This window comes from Streptomyces sp. NPDC001393, from assembly GCF_053597455.1.
Genome location: NZ_JBSFIH010000035.1, coordinates 14,752 through 29,618, shown reverse-complemented (window position 1 = coordinate 29,618; position 14,867 = coordinate 14,752). Strand labels below are relative to the sequence as shown.

Below are 14,867 nucleotides of genomic sequence, written 5' to 3'. Positions count from 1 at the left end.
GCGGGCGGGTCAGTGCCGCTCGCCCGGCACGTTCATCACCGCGCAGACCACGCGCCACACGTCCTTCGCGTCCCAGCCGGCGTCCAGGGCCTCGTGCACCGTGCGCCCGCCCAGCTCCGACATGACGTGATCACGCGCGAAGGTGTCGGCGTACCCCGGACCGAAGTGTTCCGCCATCCGCTGCCAGAAGACCGTCAACCGCATGACTCCAGTATCCCGCCCCTGAGGGTGGGCCCCGGCCGTGAGCGCTTGCCGAGACCGCTTTCCGTCCTACGGTCTGACCCATGGCCGAAACAGGAGCTTCCCCACTCCCCTCCACGCCCCCGGCGCGCTCCCCGCTCTTCCGCGCCGAGCAGTTCGTGTGGCTCACCGCGCGCGTGCTGGAACAGCGCCTCTTCGCGTACCACTTCCTGCACGGCACCCCGGACGCGGTGGAAGCGGCGCTGGACGCCTACCGCAACGAGGACGGCGGCTACGGGCACGCGCTGGAGCCGGATCTGCGCGGCCCCGTGAGCCAGCCCCTGCACACCGCTCATGCGCTGCGCGTCCTGGACGCCATCGGGCGCTGCGCCGGGCAGCGGGTCGAGCGCGTGTGCCGCTATCTGACCTCGGTCTCCACCGCGGACGGCGCCCTGCCGGCGATCCATCCCAGCCAGCGCGGATATCCGGTGGCGCCGTTCGTCCCGGTCGTCGACGCCCCTCCCAGCGAGCTGCTCGCCACGGGACCGGTGGTGGGGCTGCTGCACCGCAACGAGGTGTGGCACGCCTGGCTGTTCCGGGCCACCGACTTCTGCTGGCAGGCCGTGGAGTCCCTGGAGAAGTCCCACCCGTACGAGGTGGAGGCCGCCGTGGCCTTCCTCGACTCCGCTCCCGACCGTTCGCGCGCGGAGGCCGCCGCGGACCGGCTCGGCCGCCTGGTTCGCGAGCAACGGCTCGCGGCTCTGGACCCGGACCGGCTCGACGCGTATCCGGTCGCGTCCGGCTACGCGCCGGGCGAGCACCACTTCCCGCACGACTTCGCAAGGTCTCCGGGGTCGCTCGCGCGCGCGTGGTTCACGGACGACGAGATGACACGCTCCCTGGACCACCTGGCCGCCGAGCAGCAGGAGGACGGCGGCTGGCCGGTCCGGTGGCGCCAGTGGGCACCGGCCCCGGCACTGGAGGCACGTCCCCTGGTGACGATCGAGGCCTTGCGCATCCTGCGGGCGTACGGCCGTTTCGTGGGCTGAGCCGGTGCCGTGCGGCCGCCCGACCGGCAGCCGGGCCGGGCCGGTCCACGCGCGGAGCCCCCTGCGTGTGGGCCGCGCCGTCCTGCGTCGCTCCCGCGTCATCCCCCAAGCGCCCGCAGGCCCGCCGTCACCACCACGGCCGCACCGACGACCAGCAGGAACGGCGCGCGCAGCACCAGCGCCACGGCGGCCGCACCGAGCCCCGCGACCCGTGCGTCCAGCACGAGCGTGTGTCCGTCGGAGAACGTCTGCTGAGCCGTGAGCGCGGCGAGGAGGGCGACGGGCAGCAGTGCGGCGAGCCGCCGTACGAACGGCTGCTCCATGGCGGCCGCGGGCACCAGCAGCCCGGCGAGCTTGACGGCGTAGCAGCCGAGAGCGGTCAGGCCGATCGCTGTCCAGGTGTTCACCGGTCCTCCTCCGCCACGGCGCCGCCGTCCGGTCCGTTCACTTCATTGATCCGGTCAAGCTGGTCAATCCGGTCCACCCGGGCCACTCCGTCCGATGCGGTGGGTCCAGCCGGTCCACCCGTCCGACCCGGCCCGCGTCGTACCCCTGGTCGGCCATGCCCTTCGCGGCGGCCCTCGGCGACGAGCGCGATCGGCGCCGCCAGGGCCGCCACCAGGACCGGAACGCCGGCCGGCAGCACGGGCAGCAGGCCGAGGCCCAGCAGGACCGCCAGGCCTGCGACCGCCCGCTCGGTGGTCGTCCTCAGCATCGGCGCGAGGAGTGCCAGGAACACGGCGGGTCCGGCCGCGTCGAGGCCCCACGCGCGCGTGTCCCCGATGGCCTTGGCGCCGAGCGCGCCGAGCAGGGTGGTGAGGTTCCAGAGCGCGTACAGCGTGAGCCCGGTGACGGTGAAGCCGATCCGCCGGGCGCGCCGGGTCGGCTGGGCCAGGGTGACCGCCGTCGTCTCGTCGATCACCCACTGGGCGGCGAACGGCCGTACTGCGCGCGGGAGGGCGAGCAGGTGCGACAGGCGCAGCCCGTAGAAGGCGTTGCGCACGCCGAGGAAGAAGGCGCCGGCAGCCGCCGTGAACGGATTGCCTCCGGCGGCGAGCGCTCCGACCAGGGCGAACTGGGAAGCGCCGGTGAAGACCAGGAGGCTGAGCGCACAGGTCTGGAGCAGCCCGAGCCCGCTGCCGGCCGAGGTCACCCCGAAGGCGAATCCGGACAGACCCACGGCGACGCCGACCCCGAGGGCGTCCCGTACGACGGCCCGGTCGGGCTTGTCCGCGCCGTCGGCGGTCATGTCCACGCGTGCTGTCTGCTGTGTCACGCCCCGACGGTACGGACGTCCCTCACCCCGGGTCTTGTACGTTCTTGCGCCCGCGCATGCTCCTCGGCCCGTCCGCGTTCCTGCGCTCGCGCTGGTAGGCCCCCGGCGGCACGCCGACGATCCGGGTGAAGTGCCGGTTGAGGTGCGGCTGGTCGGTGAAGCCGACGGCCGTGGCCGCCTCGGCGGGGGGCGAGCCCGCGTCCAGCAGGAGCCGCGCCCGGCGCACGCGGGCGTCGGTCAGCCAGGCGTGCGGCGGCATGCCGTAGGCGTCACGGAACGCCCGCAGGAGGGCGAACGGGCTGGTGCCGAGGTCGGTGGCCAGCCGTTCCAGGGTCGGCGGCTCGGCCATCCGCTCGTCCAGCACGGCACGCGCGCGTGCCGCGATACAGGCTCCGGCCGTGCGGACCGGCCGCTGCGGCATCGGTCCGCCGTTCAGCCGGAGCAGCCTGGTCACGGCCACCCGCAGCAGGGTGTCGGCGGCCAGCGCGTTGCCCTCGTCGGCGGCGCGCAGCAGCTGGTGGACCAGGCCGACCGTGTGGGGGTCGTGGAGGACGGGGCTGACGAAACCCGGCGTGCCCCGGATGGTGGTGGTCTCGGCCGCGATCGCGGCGACCACCTCGGGTGAGGGGTAGACCGCGCCGTACCGCCAGCCTTCCGGGACGCCTGCGCGGCCGGTGTGCGCGGTGTCCGGGTTGACCAGAGCGAGGGCTCCCGCGCCCGCGGACACGTCGGTGCCACGGTGCTGGAAGACGTCCACGCCGTCGGCTATGGCCGCGATCACGAAGTGCTCGTGGGTGTGCCGGACGAAGGTCTTGCGGATGTACCGGGCCCGCAGCAGATCGACGCCCGGCAGATCGTGGTACCGCCAGTGCCGCGCACGCTCCACCGGCCGACGAGCCCCCGTCGTCCCGTCCGTCCGTTCCTCGCTCCGTCGAGCCGCACCCGCCATACGCCCATTCTCCGCCCCGCTGCCCGCGACCGGCCCCGCCCACTCTCCTGCGCACGGCGTTTGCGCAGGTCAGCGCGATTGTCAGTGGCCGGGTGCAGGATGGACGCATGGTCAGCTCCGCACACCGAGCCCTCGACGGCTTCTCACCCGCGACCCGCGGCTGGTTCACGGGGGCGTTCTCCGCGCCCACCGCGGCCCAGGCCGGCGCGTGGCAGGCCATCGGTGCGGGCTCGGACGTGCTGGTGGTGGCCCCGACCGGCTCGGGCAAGACGCTGGCCGCGTTCCTCGCCGCCCTGGACCAGCTGGCCTCGACTCCGCCCCCGGCCGACCCGAAGAAACGCTGCCGGGTGCTCTACGTCTCCCCGCTGAAGGCCCTCGCGGTGGACGTCGAACGCAATCTCCGCAGCCCGCTGACCGGCATCCGCCAGGAGTCCGTGCGCCTGGGCCTGCCCGAGCCCGAGGTCCGGGTCGGCATCCGCTCCGGCGACACCCCGGCCGCCGAGCGGCGCGCCCTGTCCACGCGCCCGCCGGACATCCTGATCACCACCCCCGAGTCGCTGTTCCTGATGCTGACCTCGGCCACGCGCGAGGCGCTGACGGGCGTGGAGACGGTGATCCTGGACGAGGTGCACGCGGTCGCGGGCACCAAGCGCGGCGCCCATCTCGCGCTCTCCCTGGAGCGGCTGGACGAGCTGCTGCCGAAGCCGGCCCGCCGGATCGGCCTGTCGGCGACCGTCCGCCCGGTGGACGAGGTGGCCCGGTATCTCTCGCCGCGCCGCAAGGTGGAGATCGTCCAGCCGGAGTCCGGCAAGGAGTTCGACCTGTCCGTGGTCGTCCCGGTCGAGGACATGGGCGAGCTGGGCGGCTCCCCGGCTGCGGACGCGGGCGAGGGCGCGGAGCGGCCGTCGATCTGGCCGCATGTGGAGGAGCGGATCGCCGACCTGGTGCAGTCCCACCGCTCCACGATCGTGTTCGCCAACTCCCGGCGCCTCGCCGAGCGGCTGTGCAACCGGCTCAACGAGATCGCCTACGAGCGGGCGACCGGTGAGACCCTGGACGAGCACCACGCCCCGGCCCAGCTGATGGGCGGCTCGGGCGCGGCCCAGGGCGCGCCCCCGGTGATCGCCCGCGCGCACCACGGCTCGGTCTCCAAGGAGCAGCGCGCCCTGGTCGAGGAGGACCTGAAGGCGGGCCGCCTGCCCGCCGTGGTCGCCACGTCCAGCCTGGAGCTGGGCATCGACATGGGCGCCGTCGACCTGGTCGTGCAGGTCGAGTCCCCGCCCTCGGTCGCCTCCGGCCTGCAGCGCGTCGGCCGCGCGGGACACCAGGTGGGCGCCGTCTCCACCGGTGTCGTCTTCCCCAAGTACCGCGGCGACCTCGTCCAGGCGGCCGTGGTCACCGAGCGGATGCGCTCCGGCTCGATCGAGTCGCTGAAGGTGCCCGCGAACCCGCTGGACGTGCTCGCGCAGCAACTGGTCGCGATGACGGCGCTGGACACCTGGCAGTTCGACGACCTGCTCGCCGTGGTCCGCCGTGCGGCGCCCTTCGCGTCGCTGCCCGAGTCGGCGTTCACGGCGGTCCTCGACATGCTCGCGGGCCGCTATCCGTCCGACGCGTTCGCGGAGCTGCGCCCGCGCGTGGTGTGGGACCGCGTGACCGGCGAGATCACCGGCCGCCCGGGCGCTCAGCGCCTCGCCGTCACCTCCGGCGGCACGATCCCCGACCGCGGCCTGTTCGGGGTCTTCCTCGCCGGCGCCGACCCCAAGAAGGGCGGCGGCCGGGTCGGCGAGCTCGACGAGGAGATGGTCTACGAGTCCCGGGTCGGGGACGTCTTCACGCTGGGCACGAGTTCCTGGCGCATCGAGGACATCACCCGCGACCGGGTCCTGGTCTCCCCCGCGCCCGGCGTGCCGGGCCGACTGCCGTTCTGGAAGGGCGACCAGCTGGGCCGCCCCCTCGAACTGGGCCGCGCGGTGGGCTCGTTCCTGCGCGAGGTCGGCGCGCTGGCCAGGGACGACGCCCGGCTTCGACTGCTGGCGGCCGGCCTCGACGCCTGGGCGGCGGACAACGTGCTGTCGTACCTGGACGAGCAGCGCGAGGCCTGCGGCCACGTCCCGGACGACCGCACGATCGTCGTGGAGCGGTTCCGCGACGAGCTCGGCGACTGGCGGGTCGTCGTCCACTCCCCCTTCGGCGCCCAGGTGCATGCCCCCTGGGCCCTGGCGCTCGGTGCCCGTCTGTCCGAGCGGTACGGCATGGACGCGCAGGTCATGCATGCCGATGACGGCATCGTGCTGCGCCTGCCCGACGCCGACCTGATGGGCCTGGACCTGCTCGACCAGGCACCGATGAAGGCCGGCACGGAGTACGACAGCGACCAGGCGCCCGTCGGCGCCGCGGACGTGGCCTTCGACAAGGGCGAGGTCGACCAGATCGTCACCGACCAGGTCGGTGGCTCCGCCCTGTTCGCCTCCCGGTTCCGCGAGTGCGCCGCCCGCGCGCTGCTGCTGCCGCGCCGCAACCCCGGCAAGCGCACCCCGCTGTGGCAGCAGCGTCAGCGCGCCGCCCAACTGCTCCAGGTGGCGAGCGAGTTCGGCTCGTTCCCGATCGTCCTGGAGGCCGTCCGCGAGTGCCTGCAGGACGTCTTCGACGTCCCCGGGCTCGTCGAGCTGATGGGCGACATCGAGTCCCGCAGGGTGCGCCTGGTCGAGGTCACCACCCCGGAGCCGTCCCCGTTCGCCCGCTCGCTGCTGTTCGGGTACGTCGCCCAGTTCCTGTACGAGGGCGACTCCCCCCTCGCCGAGCGCCGCGCCGCCGCGCTGTCCCTGGACTCCCGGCTGCTGGCCGAGCTGCTGGGCCAGGCGGAGCTGCGCGAACTGCTCGACGCCGAGGTGCTGACCGAGCTGGAGCGCGAGCTGCAGTGGCTCACCGAGGACCGCCGGGTCAAGGACGTGGAGGGCGTGGCCGATGTGCTGCGGCTGCTCGGCCCGCTGACCGACGGCGAGCTGGTCGCGCGGGGCGCGGATCCGCAGTGGGCGCGCGCGCTGGCCGGCGCCCGCCGGGCCATCAAGGTCCGGATCGCCGGCGCCGACCACTGGGCGGCGGTCGAGGACGCGGGCCGGCTGCGCGACGCGCTCGGAACGGCGCTGCCGGTCGGTGTGCCCGAGGCGTTCACCGAGCCGGTCAAGGATCCCCTGGGCGATCTCCTCGCCCGGTACGCCCGCACGCACGGCCCGTTCACCTCGGCCACGGCCGCGGCCCGCTTCGGCCTGGGCGTGGCGGTCACCGAGGGCGCCCTGCAGCGGCTCGCCGCGAACGGCCGGGTCGTCCAGGGCGAGTTCCACCCGGCCGGCATCGGTCAGGAGTGGTGCGACGCGGCCGTACTGCGCCGCCTGCGCCGCCGCTCCCTGGCGGCCCTGCGCCATGAGCTGGAGCCCGCGCCACCGGCCGCGCTCGCCCAGTTCCTGCCGCAGTGGCAGCACATCGGCAAGGGGCATGGCCTGCGCGGCATCGACGGACTGGTGCGCGCCGTCGAGCAGTTGCAGGGCGCCTCCGTGCCCGCCTCCGCGCTGGAGAAGCTGGTCCTGCCCTCCCGCGTGGCGAACTATTCGCCCTCGATGCTCGACGAGCTCACCGCCGCCGGCGAAGTGGTGTGGGCCGGCGCGGGTGCCCTGCCCGGCAAGGACGGCTGGGTCTCCCTCTATCTGGCGGACGCGGCCCCCCTGCTGCTGCCGACGCCCCACCCCCTGGAGCTCACCGCGCTCCACCAGTCCGTGCTGGACGCGCTCTCCGGCGGCTATGGCCTGTTCTTCCGCCAGATCGCCGATCAGGTCCGTGCCACCACCCATCCCGACGCGACCGACCCCCAACTCGCCGACGCCCTCTGGGACCTGGCCTGGTCGGGCCGGCTGACCAACGACACCCTCGCACCGATGCGCTCCCTGCTGGGCTCGGGCCGTACGGCGGGCTCGACCGCCCACCGTGCCAAGCGCGCCGTCCCGCGCGGGCGCTACGGCTCCCTGACGGCCGCCGCCCGCACCGCGTCCCGGACAGGCCCGCCGACGGTGGCCGGCCGCTGGTCACTGCTCCCGACAGCGGAGCCGGACGCCACTGTGCGCGCCCACGCGCTGGCCCGCACCCTGCTGGACCGGCACGGCGTGGTCACCCGCGGGGCGGTCGCGGCGGAGGGGATCGAGGGCGGCTTCTCGGCGGTGTACCGGGTGCTGTCCGCGTTCGAGGACAGCGGCCAGGCGCGGCGCGGCTATGTGGTCGAGGGCCTGGGCGCGGCCCAGTTCGCCATGGACGGCGCGGTGGACCGGCTCCGCGCGGTGGCCAACGCCCGCGAACGGGGCGACAGCCTGAGCGCCGCGGACCCCCGAAGCGGTTTCCCGGGTGTCTCGAACGGCTTTGCCGCACCGGCGTTCCCGGACGACTTCGGCGCAGGCAACGGCGCACCCCACGCACACCCCCTCCCCGGCGCCTTCGAAGGGTCGGACGCCGGTTTCGCCCATCCCGGCCTCGATGGCGACTTCACCTGGCCACCGGCGGACCCCCCACCCGCCCCCGGCGACTACGTCTCGCCCCGCGACCTCCCCGACCCCTTCGCCTCCCCCGGCTACGGCGGCCCCCGAGGAAGCGGAGCCGGCGCCTACGGCTCACCGGCGCGCGGGGGGTACGGCAGCGGTCGTACGAGCGCGGCCTCACCCGACCCGCGTGCCGTGGTCCTCGCCGCGGCCGATCCCGCCAACGCGTACGGCGCGGCCCTGTCCTGGCCCGACCCACCGACCGAGGCCGGGCACAAGCCGGGCCGCAAGGCGGGCTCGCTGGTCGTCCTGGTGGAGGGCGAGCTGACGCTGTACATGGAGCGCGGCGGCAAGACCCTGCTGGCCTGGCCCGCGGGCCCGGACACTTCGCCCCCGGACGACCCGCGTCTGCGTACGGCCGCGGAAGCCCTGGCCGCGGCCGCCCGCGCGGGCTCCCTCGGCACGGTCACGGTCGAGCGGATCAACGGCGCCCAGGCCCTGACCTCGCCCATGGGCACCCTTTTCGAAGCAGCGGGCTTCGTGGCCACGCCACGCGGGCTGCGGCTGAGAGCGTGACGCTCCGCCGGGTGCCGCGGAGTTTGGAGGTGCCGCGATATGCCGTCTTTCGTCCGCGGCGCCGTCGTGACGGGTCGCGCCCACGCCGAGGTGGCCGCATGCCCGCCTCGTCCGGCCGTGGCACCCTTGACCCATGCCCGAAGGTGACACGGTCTGGCAGGTCGCGAAACGGCTGCACGAGGCCCTCGCGGGCAAGGCGCTGACCCGCAGCGACTTCCGGGTGCCGAGGTACGCGACGGTCGATCTCACGGGTCGTACGGTGCTCAGCACGGTCCCGCGCGGCAAACACCTGCTCACCCGGTTCGCGGGCGGCCTGACCCTCCACACGCATCTGCGGATGGAGGGCACCTGGAAGGTGTACGGCACCGGCGAACGCTGGCGGGGCGGCCCCGGACATCAGATCAGGGCGATCCTCGGCACCGCCGACCGCACGGCCGTGGGCTACCGGCTCCAGGTCATGGAACTGCTGCGCACGAGCGACGAGGAGCGGGTCGTCGGCCATCTGGGCCCCGATCTGCTCGGCCCGGACTGGGACCCTGAGCGCGCCCTCGCCAACCTCCTCGCCGACCCCGCCCGCCCGCTCGGCGAGGCCCTGCTCGACCAGCGCAACCTCGCCGGTATCGGGAACATCTACAAGAGCGAACTGTGCTTCCTGCTGGGCGTCACTCCGTGGCTGCCGGTCGGCACGCTGCCCGCGGACCGCGCCGAGAAGCTGCCCGCGCTCGCCAAGAGACTCCTGGAGGCGAACCGCGACCGCCCGGTCCGCCAGACCACCAGCCTGCACCGGCACGACCTCTTCGTCTACGGCCGCGCACCCCGCCCCTGCCTGCGCTGCCGCACCTCGATCCGCGTGGCCGACCAGGGCGACGGCTCCCGGGAGCGCCCCACCTACTGGTGCCCCGCCTGCCAGGCGGGCCCCGCCCCGGCCCCCGTCTCACCCCAACACCGGCAAGACCGCCCTCCTCCCCACCGCACCCCCTGACGCCCCGCCGCCTCGTCCGACACCCGCCCCGCACCCGCGCCCCGCCACACCACCACCCCGGCACGCCACCCACACCACCACCACCGCCCCATCGGACCTCGAGTCGCCGGGCACCCCGCGCCGCGGCGCCCCCGTCCGGTGCTCCGACGACAGCCGATCCGCACCCCGGGCACACGTGTGGTCCGCCCCAATGGGAGCGCCAAGTGCAATCCATCCCGGCCAATTGACGATCCGTCAGAAATACTCGTACCGTCGCTGCATGCCCCTCACGGCGTACGACCTCACCGGACGCACCGCATTCGTCACCGGAGCCGCCGGCGGTATCGGCCGGGCCTCCGCCGTTCTGCTCGCCGAGGCGGGGGCGACGGTGCACTGCGCCGACCGGGACGGCGACGGCCTGCACGGCACGGCGGAGCTGATCGAGAAGCGCGGCGGCACGGCCCGTACCCACGTCCTGGACGTCACCGACCGGGCCCGGCTGGCGGAGGCCGTCCAGTCCTGCGAGCGCCTGGACGTGATGGCGGCGATCGCCGGGATCATGCACAGCAGCCCTGTGCTGGAGACCCGCGACGAGGACCTCGACCGGGTGCTGAACGTCAACTTCAAGGGCGTGCTGTACGCCTGCCAGGAGGCGGCCCGCTTGATGCTGGCCCGCGAGACGCACGGCAGCATCGTCACCATGGCCTCCGGCGCGATCGACACCGGCGGCCCCGGGCTGCTCTGCTACGGCGCCGCGAAAGCGGCCGTGGTGCAGCTCACCAAGACCCTGGCCGGCGAGATCGGCCGGCACGGCATCCGGGTCAACGCGATCGCCCCGGGCTGGATCCGCACCCCGATGACCGACCGCCACGACCGCGAGGCGCAGGCGCACACCGAGGGCGTGATGGCCCGGATGGCGCCGCTGGGCCGGGTCGGCGAGCCGGACGACGTCGCACACGCGGTGCTGTACCTGGCCTCGGACGCCTCGGCGTTCACTACAGGTCAGATACTTCGCCCGAACGGGGGTGTGGCGATGCCCTGGTAGCGTCCCGCACCCGCCAGGCGGCCCCCCACCGCCCCTTCGGCACGGCTCCCACGGCCTGCCCCCTGGGGACGCAGTGCACCGGCAGCAGGCTCAGCCCCCACCCGCCGGCCACGACGGCGCCTTCCAGCACGCCCGCACCCTGCCCCAGGGCGATCCGCAGCACGGCCCACCACCACACGGCGCCGAGCCCCAGTCCAACTGCCCAGCGCACCGTCCGCCCCACCATGGCCGCCACCACCTCCTGCGGGACGCTAGACCGCCGCCTGCCCGTCGCGGGAGGCGCACCGAGGGCTCACGGATGCAGCACCCGAAGCAGCCCGTCCGGCGCTCGAGGACCGACCGCGAGCGAATCGCTCACGCGTTCTCGGCCTGGAACATCCAGTGATGCTTCTCCAGATCCGCCGTGATGCCGATGAAGATGTCCTGGGACACCGGATCCGGCTCCCCTGTCGCGGCCACCCGCTCCCGCATCCGGGTGATCACCGCGCCGAGCGCGTCCACCATCGCCCCGACCGCGTCGCCGTCCTTGATCCAGCCGGCCGGAGTGGTGCCGATGCCGCTGCCGGAGGCCACCGTGGCGGCGCGCCCGTCCGGCGGTACTCCCAGGGCCGAGGCCCGCTCGGCCACGGTGTCGGAGTGGGTGCGCGCGGAGGCGACGACCTCGTCGAGCTGGAGGTGGATGGAGCGGAAGCGGGGCCCGACGATGTTCCAGTGAATCTGCTTGGCGACCAGGGAGAGGTCCACCAGGTCGACGAGGGCACCCTGCAGCGCCTGGGCCACGGTCTTCAGGTCCGCCTCCGCCAACGGGCTCTTCACGACGTACATCCGCTTCCTCCGGTACCTCGGCGCCGTCACGTCCCTCCACCATGACCGCCTCACCCAACACCGGCAAACGGACGTAAAAGCGACACACATCACACATACGGGCGGCACAGCAAAAGACCCGGCCGACGCTCCAGGTCTCCCTGGAACGGCCGACCGGGCCTCACACGTATGGGTTGGCTAAGCCGCGCATGCGTACGTCACGCGGCAACCACGTCCACCGCCCCGGCGGGCGCCTTGATGGTCACCCGTTCCGGTGGCACACCGGTCACCGAGACGGAACCCAGCACCGGACGGACCGGCGTGGGCACGGGCTCGGTGGCCGCGGCGGACTGCGCCAGTTCGGCGAGCGCCAGCTCGTCGCTCACTTCTCGCATGAGTTCCGACATCCGTACGTCCAGCGCGTCGCAGATGGCGGAGAGCAGTTCGGAGGAAGCCTCCTTCTGCCCCCGCTCCACCTCGGAGAGATAGCCGAGTGAGACTCGGGCGGACGAGGAGACTTCGCGCAGAGTACGGCCCTGGCGTTGGCGCTGCCGACGCAGCACGTCACCCAGCAGGCGACGGAGCAGAATCATCGGTGGCTCCCTCCTCGGACCGCGTAGCCGCATCCTTCTCGCCCCACCGTACCGCCTCGCGCTGCGGCCGTGCGGGGAGCGATGTCGTGTTCACTCAGGGCTGCAAACATCAAAACCCCCCGTTCCGTTCCGTATCCTGTGCCCGCTCATTACCGGTCTGTTCGCCCGCAAGCTGCTCGAGAAGCGCTGCGAGTACGCTCCGTACACTCTCCATACGAATTTCCGCACGGCTGCCGTTCAACCGCAGGGCCTCCACTTTTCCGCCACCGGCAGAACCGGGGCGGTCGGTGAACGGTCCGTCGACGGCCACGAAGACCGTCCCGACGGGCTTGCCGTCCTGGGGTTCGGGGCCGGCCACTCCGGTGGTCGCGATGCCCCAGTCCGCGCCCAGCGCCTTCCGTGCGCCGGCTGCCATCTGGCCCGCGACCTGCGGGTCCACCGCTCCCCGCTGTGCCAGGAGGGTGGCGTCGACGCCGAGCAGCCCGTGCTTCAGCTCGGTGGCATAGGCCGTGACCGAACCCCGGAACACCTTGGACGCTCCGGGGACCGAGGTGATCTCCGCCGCCACCAGGCCACCGGTGAGCGACTCGGCAACAGCGAGGGTCTCGCCCCTCACGGTCAGTAGTCGCACCAGTTCGGTGGCCTGTGAGCTCACGCTTCCTTCTCCTCCAACGCCGCCGCGCGCTCGGCGATTCCCCGCCTGCGCAGCACAATGGCTTGTCTCACATAGTCGAGTCCGGTGACGACGGTGAGGACGACCGCCACGGCCATCACCCAGAACCTCAGCGTGGCCAGCCATCCCGTCAGCGCCAGGACGTACATCCCGACCGCCACCCCCTGGGTGAGGGTCTTGAGCTTGCCCCCGCGGCTGGCCGGGATCACGCCGTAGCGAATGACCAGAAAACGCAGCAGCGTGATGCCGAGTTCCCGGCCGAGGATCACGGCCGTCACCCACCACGGCAGATCGCCCAGGGCCGACAGACAGATCAGCGCCGCCCCCATGATCGCCTTGTCGGCGATGGGGTCGGCGATCTTCCCGAAGTCGGTGACCAGGTTGTAGGTGCGCGCCAGATGCCCGTCGAACAGGTCGGTGATCATGGCGATGGCGAAGGCCGCCCAGGCCAGCGAGCGCCAGGCCGGGTCGTAGCCGCCGTTCGCCAGCATCAGCGCCACGAAGCCGGGCACCAGGACCAGCCGGAGCATGGTCAGCAGATTGGCCACGTTCCAGACGCTGGCCTGGTTGACGGCCGCGGCCGCGATCTTCCCGCCGCGCGCGGACCTGCCGCCGTTGTCGGGATCTGGAGCAGAACCGGAGACCTCGGACCGGGCGCCGTCGGCAGCGGCGGCGGAACCCCGGGCGCCGTGCGCGCCGGAGGAGCCACCCGCGGCGGATGCCGGGACTCCGGTCATCTGCCCGCCTCCTCACTACACGCGGGCGAGCCGGCCAGCGGCTCGGCCACCAGGTCGACACCTTCCGTACCGACCACCTTCGCCTCGACCATACGTCCGACACTCAGGCCCGCGCCGCTCGTGAGCAGGACCTGGCCGTCGGTCTCGGGCGCCTGGTGTGCGGCACGGCCGTACACGCCCTCTTCCTCGTCGACGGACTCGACCAGGACGCGCACGGTGTCGCCGACGCGCTCCTCGGCGCGCTGGGAGACGAGCTCCTCGGCCAGCCGGGACACCCGGGCCAGGCGCTCGGCGACGACGTCCTCGTCGAGCTTGTGGTCGTAGGTCGCCGCCTCCGTGCCCTCCTCGTCGGAGTAGCCGAAGACACCGATGGCGTCCAGGCGGGCGCCGTTCAGGAAGCGCTCCAGCTCGGCCAGGTCCGCCTCGCTCTCGCCGGGGAAGCCGACGATGAAGTTGGAGCGCACGCCGGCCTCGGGCGCCTTGGAGCGGATCGTGTCGAGCAGCTCCAGGAAGCGGTCGGTGTCGCCGAAGCGGCGCATGGCACGCAGCACGCCGGGTGCGGAGTGCTGGAAGGACAGGTCGAAGTACGGGGCGACCTTGGGCGTGGAGGTCAGCACGTCGATCAGGCCCGGGCGCATCTCGGCCGGCTGCAGGTAGCTGACCCGCACCCGCTCGATGCCGTCGACCTCGGCCAGGTCGGGCAGCAGGGACTCCAGCAGGCGGATGTCGCCGAGGTCCTTGCCGTAGGAGGTGTTGTTCTCGGAGACCAGCATGATCTCCTTCACGCCCTGCTCGGCCAGCCACCGCGTCTCGTTCAGCACGTCGCTGGGGCGACGGGAGACGAAGGAGCCGCGGAAGGACGGGATGGCGCAGAAGGAGCAGCGCCGGTCGCAGCCGGAGGCGAGCTTCACCGACGCGACCGGGGCGCCGTCGAGGCGGCGGCGCAGGGGCGCGCGGGGGCCGGATGCGGGCGCCACGCCCTCCGGGAGGTCGGCAGGGCCGTGCCCGGGAAGGGCGACGGACGCGGCCGATTCCTGTCGGTCGGCCGGGCTGATCGGGAGCAGCTTGCGGCGGTCGCGCGGGGTGTGGGAGGCATGGATGCCGCCGGACAGGATGGTCTGCAGGCGGTCGGAGATGTCCGCGTAGTCGTCGAAGCCGAGCACGCCGTCGGCCTCGGGCAGCGCCTCGGCCAGCTCCTTGCCGTACCGCTCGGCCATGCAGCCCACCGCCACGACGGCCTGGGTTCTCCCATGGTCCTTGAGGTCGTTGGCCTCGAGGAGGGCGTCGACGGAGTCCTTCTTCGCGGCCTCGACGAAGCCGCACGTGTTGACCACGGCGACGTCGGCGTCCGCGGCGTCCTCGACGAGCTGCCAGCCGTCCGCCTCCAAACGGCCTGCGAGCTCCTCCGAGTCCACCTCGTTACGGGCGCAGCCGAGTGTGACGAGTGCGACGGTACGGCGTTCAGGCATGGGCTCAAGAGTACTTCGTCTCACTGACAGCC

At 73.3% G+C, this 14,867-nt stretch carries 13 protein-coding genes; 4 read left to right on the top strand and 9 right to left on the bottom strand.

Going from position 1 to position 14,867, the window contains the following annotated elements; genetic code table 11:
• Window positions 1-9: 9 nt before the first annotated feature.
• The gene (locus tag ACWC2T_RS30390; RefSeq protein ID WP_388763542.1) at window positions 10-204 is read right to left on the bottom strand and encodes a DUF3046 domain-containing protein; all 195 of its coding nucleotides are present in this window, start codon (window positions 202-204) and stop codon (window positions 10-12) included.
• 80 nt (window positions 205-284) lie between these two features.
• Here ACWC2T_RS30390 and ACWC2T_RS30385 point away from each other — a divergent pair, with 80 nt between their 5' ends.
• On the top strand, window positions 285-1,229 hold the full coding sequence (locus ACWC2T_RS30385; RefSeq protein ID WP_450673544.1) for a hypothetical protein: 945 nt from the start codon (window positions 285-287) through the stop codon (window positions 1,227-1,229).
• Window positions 1,230-1,327: 98 nt separating this feature from the next.
• On the opposite strand, the gene ACWC2T_RS30380 is transcribed toward ACWC2T_RS30385, so the two are convergent.
• From ACWC2T_RS30380 to ACWC2T_RS30370, 3 genes are read right to left on the bottom strand one after another with little or no spacing between them, the layout of a single operon-like run.
• On the bottom strand, window positions 1,328-1,636 hold the full coding sequence (locus tag ACWC2T_RS30380) for an AzlD domain-containing protein (RefSeq protein ID WP_450673543.1): 309 nt from the start codon (window positions 1,634-1,636) through the stop codon (window positions 1,328-1,330).
• Window positions 1,633-2,505, bottom strand: a complete 873-nt coding sequence (locus ACWC2T_RS30375) for an AzlC family ABC transporter permease (RefSeq protein ID WP_450673542.1) — start codon at window positions 2,503-2,505, stop codon at window positions 1,633-1,635. The genes ACWC2T_RS30380 and ACWC2T_RS30375 overlap by 4 nt, the downstream gene beginning before the upstream one ends.
• Before the next feature lie 22 nt (window positions 2,506-2,527).
• Window positions 2,528-3,454 carry an AraC family transcriptional regulator gene (locus tag ACWC2T_RS30370; protein WP_450673541.1) on the bottom strand — a complete coding sequence of 309 codons (927 nt, stop codon included), beginning with the start codon at window positions 3,452-3,454 and terminating at the stop codon, window positions 2,528-2,530.
• 107 nt (window positions 3,455-3,561) lie between these two features.
• On the opposite strand from ACWC2T_RS30370, the gene ACWC2T_RS30365 reads away from it, so the two are divergent.
• From ACWC2T_RS30365 to ACWC2T_RS30355, 3 genes are all read left to right on the top strand, one after another.
• A complete protein-coding gene (locus ACWC2T_RS30365) occupies window positions 3,562-8,553 on the top strand; it encodes an ATP-dependent helicase (protein ID WP_450673540.1) in 4,992 nt (1,663 codons plus the stop codon).
• Between the two features lie 133 nt (window positions 8,554-8,686).
• Window positions 8,687-9,535 carry an Fpg/Nei family DNA glycosylase gene (locus ACWC2T_RS30360; protein WP_450673539.1) on the top strand — a complete coding sequence of 283 codons (849 nt, stop codon included), beginning with the start codon at window positions 8,687-8,689 and terminating at the stop codon, window positions 9,533-9,535.
• A gap of 259 nt (window positions 9,536-9,794) precedes the next feature.
• A complete protein-coding gene (locus ACWC2T_RS30355; protein ID WP_450673538.1) occupies window positions 9,795-10,559 on the top strand; it encodes an SDR family NAD(P)-dependent oxidoreductase in 765 nt (254 codons plus the stop codon).
• A gap of 354 nt (window positions 10,560-10,913) precedes the next feature.
• Here ACWC2T_RS30355 and ACWC2T_RS30350 read toward each other — a convergent pair whose 3' ends face one another.
• The 5 genes from ACWC2T_RS30350 to rimO form a co-directional block, all read right to left on the bottom strand.
• The gene (locus ACWC2T_RS30350; RefSeq protein WP_450673537.1) at window positions 10,914-11,384 is read right to left on the bottom strand and encodes a Dps family protein; all 471 of its coding nucleotides are present in this window, start codon (window positions 11,382-11,384) and stop codon (window positions 10,914-10,916) included.
• Window positions 11,385-11,581: 197 nt separating this feature from the next.
• Window positions 11,582-11,956 (bottom strand): helix-turn-helix domain-containing protein, encoded by a 375-nt coding sequence (locus ACWC2T_RS30345; protein ID WP_351209052.1) that lies wholly within the window; start codon window positions 11,954-11,956, stop codon window positions 11,582-11,584.
• 109 nt (window positions 11,957-12,065) lie between these two features.
• Window positions 12,066-12,611, bottom strand: coding sequence for a CinA family protein (locus ACWC2T_RS30340; RefSeq protein ID WP_450673536.1), 546 nt, complete (start codon window positions 12,609-12,611; stop codon window positions 12,066-12,068).
• Window positions 12,608-13,366, bottom strand: coding sequence for a CDP-diacylglycerol--glycerol-3-phosphate 3-phosphatidyltransferase (gene pgsA, locus ACWC2T_RS30335; RefSeq protein WP_450673535.1), 759 nt, complete (start codon window positions 13,364-13,366; stop codon window positions 12,608-12,610). The genes ACWC2T_RS30340 and pgsA overlap by 4 nt, the downstream gene beginning before the upstream one ends.
• Window positions 13,363-14,835: a 30S ribosomal protein S12 methylthiotransferase RimO gene (rimO, locus tag ACWC2T_RS30330; RefSeq protein ID WP_450673534.1), complete on the bottom strand. Its 1,473-nt coding sequence runs from the start codon at window positions 14,833-14,835 to the stop codon at window positions 13,363-13,365. The genes pgsA and rimO overlap by 4 nt, the downstream gene beginning before the upstream one ends.
• Between the last annotated feature and the right edge of the window lie 32 nt (window positions 14,836-14,867).

Bases quoted from the DNA above. Each gene is read 5' to 3' on its own strand.
- ACWC2T_RS30390 (WP_388763542.1), bottom strand. From the start codon at position 204: ATGCGGTTGACGGTCTTCTGGCAGCGGATGGCGGAACACTTCGGTCCG.
- ACWC2T_RS30385 (WP_450673544.1), top strand. From the start codon at position 285: ATGGCCGAAACAGGAGCTTCCCCACTCCCCTCCACGCCCCCGGCGCGC.
- ACWC2T_RS30370 (WP_450673541.1), bottom strand. From the start codon at position 3,454: ATGGCGGGTGCGGCTCGACGGAGCGAGGAACGGACGGACGGGACGACG.
- ACWC2T_RS30365 (WP_450673540.1), top strand. From the start codon at position 3,562: ATGGTCAGCTCCGCACACCGAGCCCTCGACGGCTTCTCACCCGCGACC.
- ACWC2T_RS30360 (WP_450673539.1), top strand. From the start codon at position 8,687: ATGCCCGAAGGTGACACGGTCTGGCAGGTCGCGAAACGGCTGCACGAG.
- ACWC2T_RS30355 (WP_450673538.1), top strand. From the start codon at position 9,795: ATGCCCCTCACGGCGTACGACCTCACCGGACGCACCGCATTCGTCACC.
- ACWC2T_RS30350 (WP_450673537.1), bottom strand. From the start codon at position 11,384: ATGTACGTCGTGAAGAGCCCGTTGGCGGAGGCGGACCTGAAGACCGTG.
- ACWC2T_RS30345 (WP_351209052.1), bottom strand. From the start codon at position 11,956: ATGATTCTGCTCCGTCGCCTGCTGGGTGACGTGCTGCGTCGGCAGCGC.
- pgsA (WP_450673535.1), bottom strand. From the start codon at position 13,366: ATGACCGGAGTCCCGGCATCCGCCGCGGGTGGCTCCTCCGGCGCGCAC.
- rimO (WP_450673534.1), bottom strand. From the start codon at position 14,835: ATGCCTGAACGCCGTACCGTCGCACTCGTCACACTCGGCTGCGCCCGT.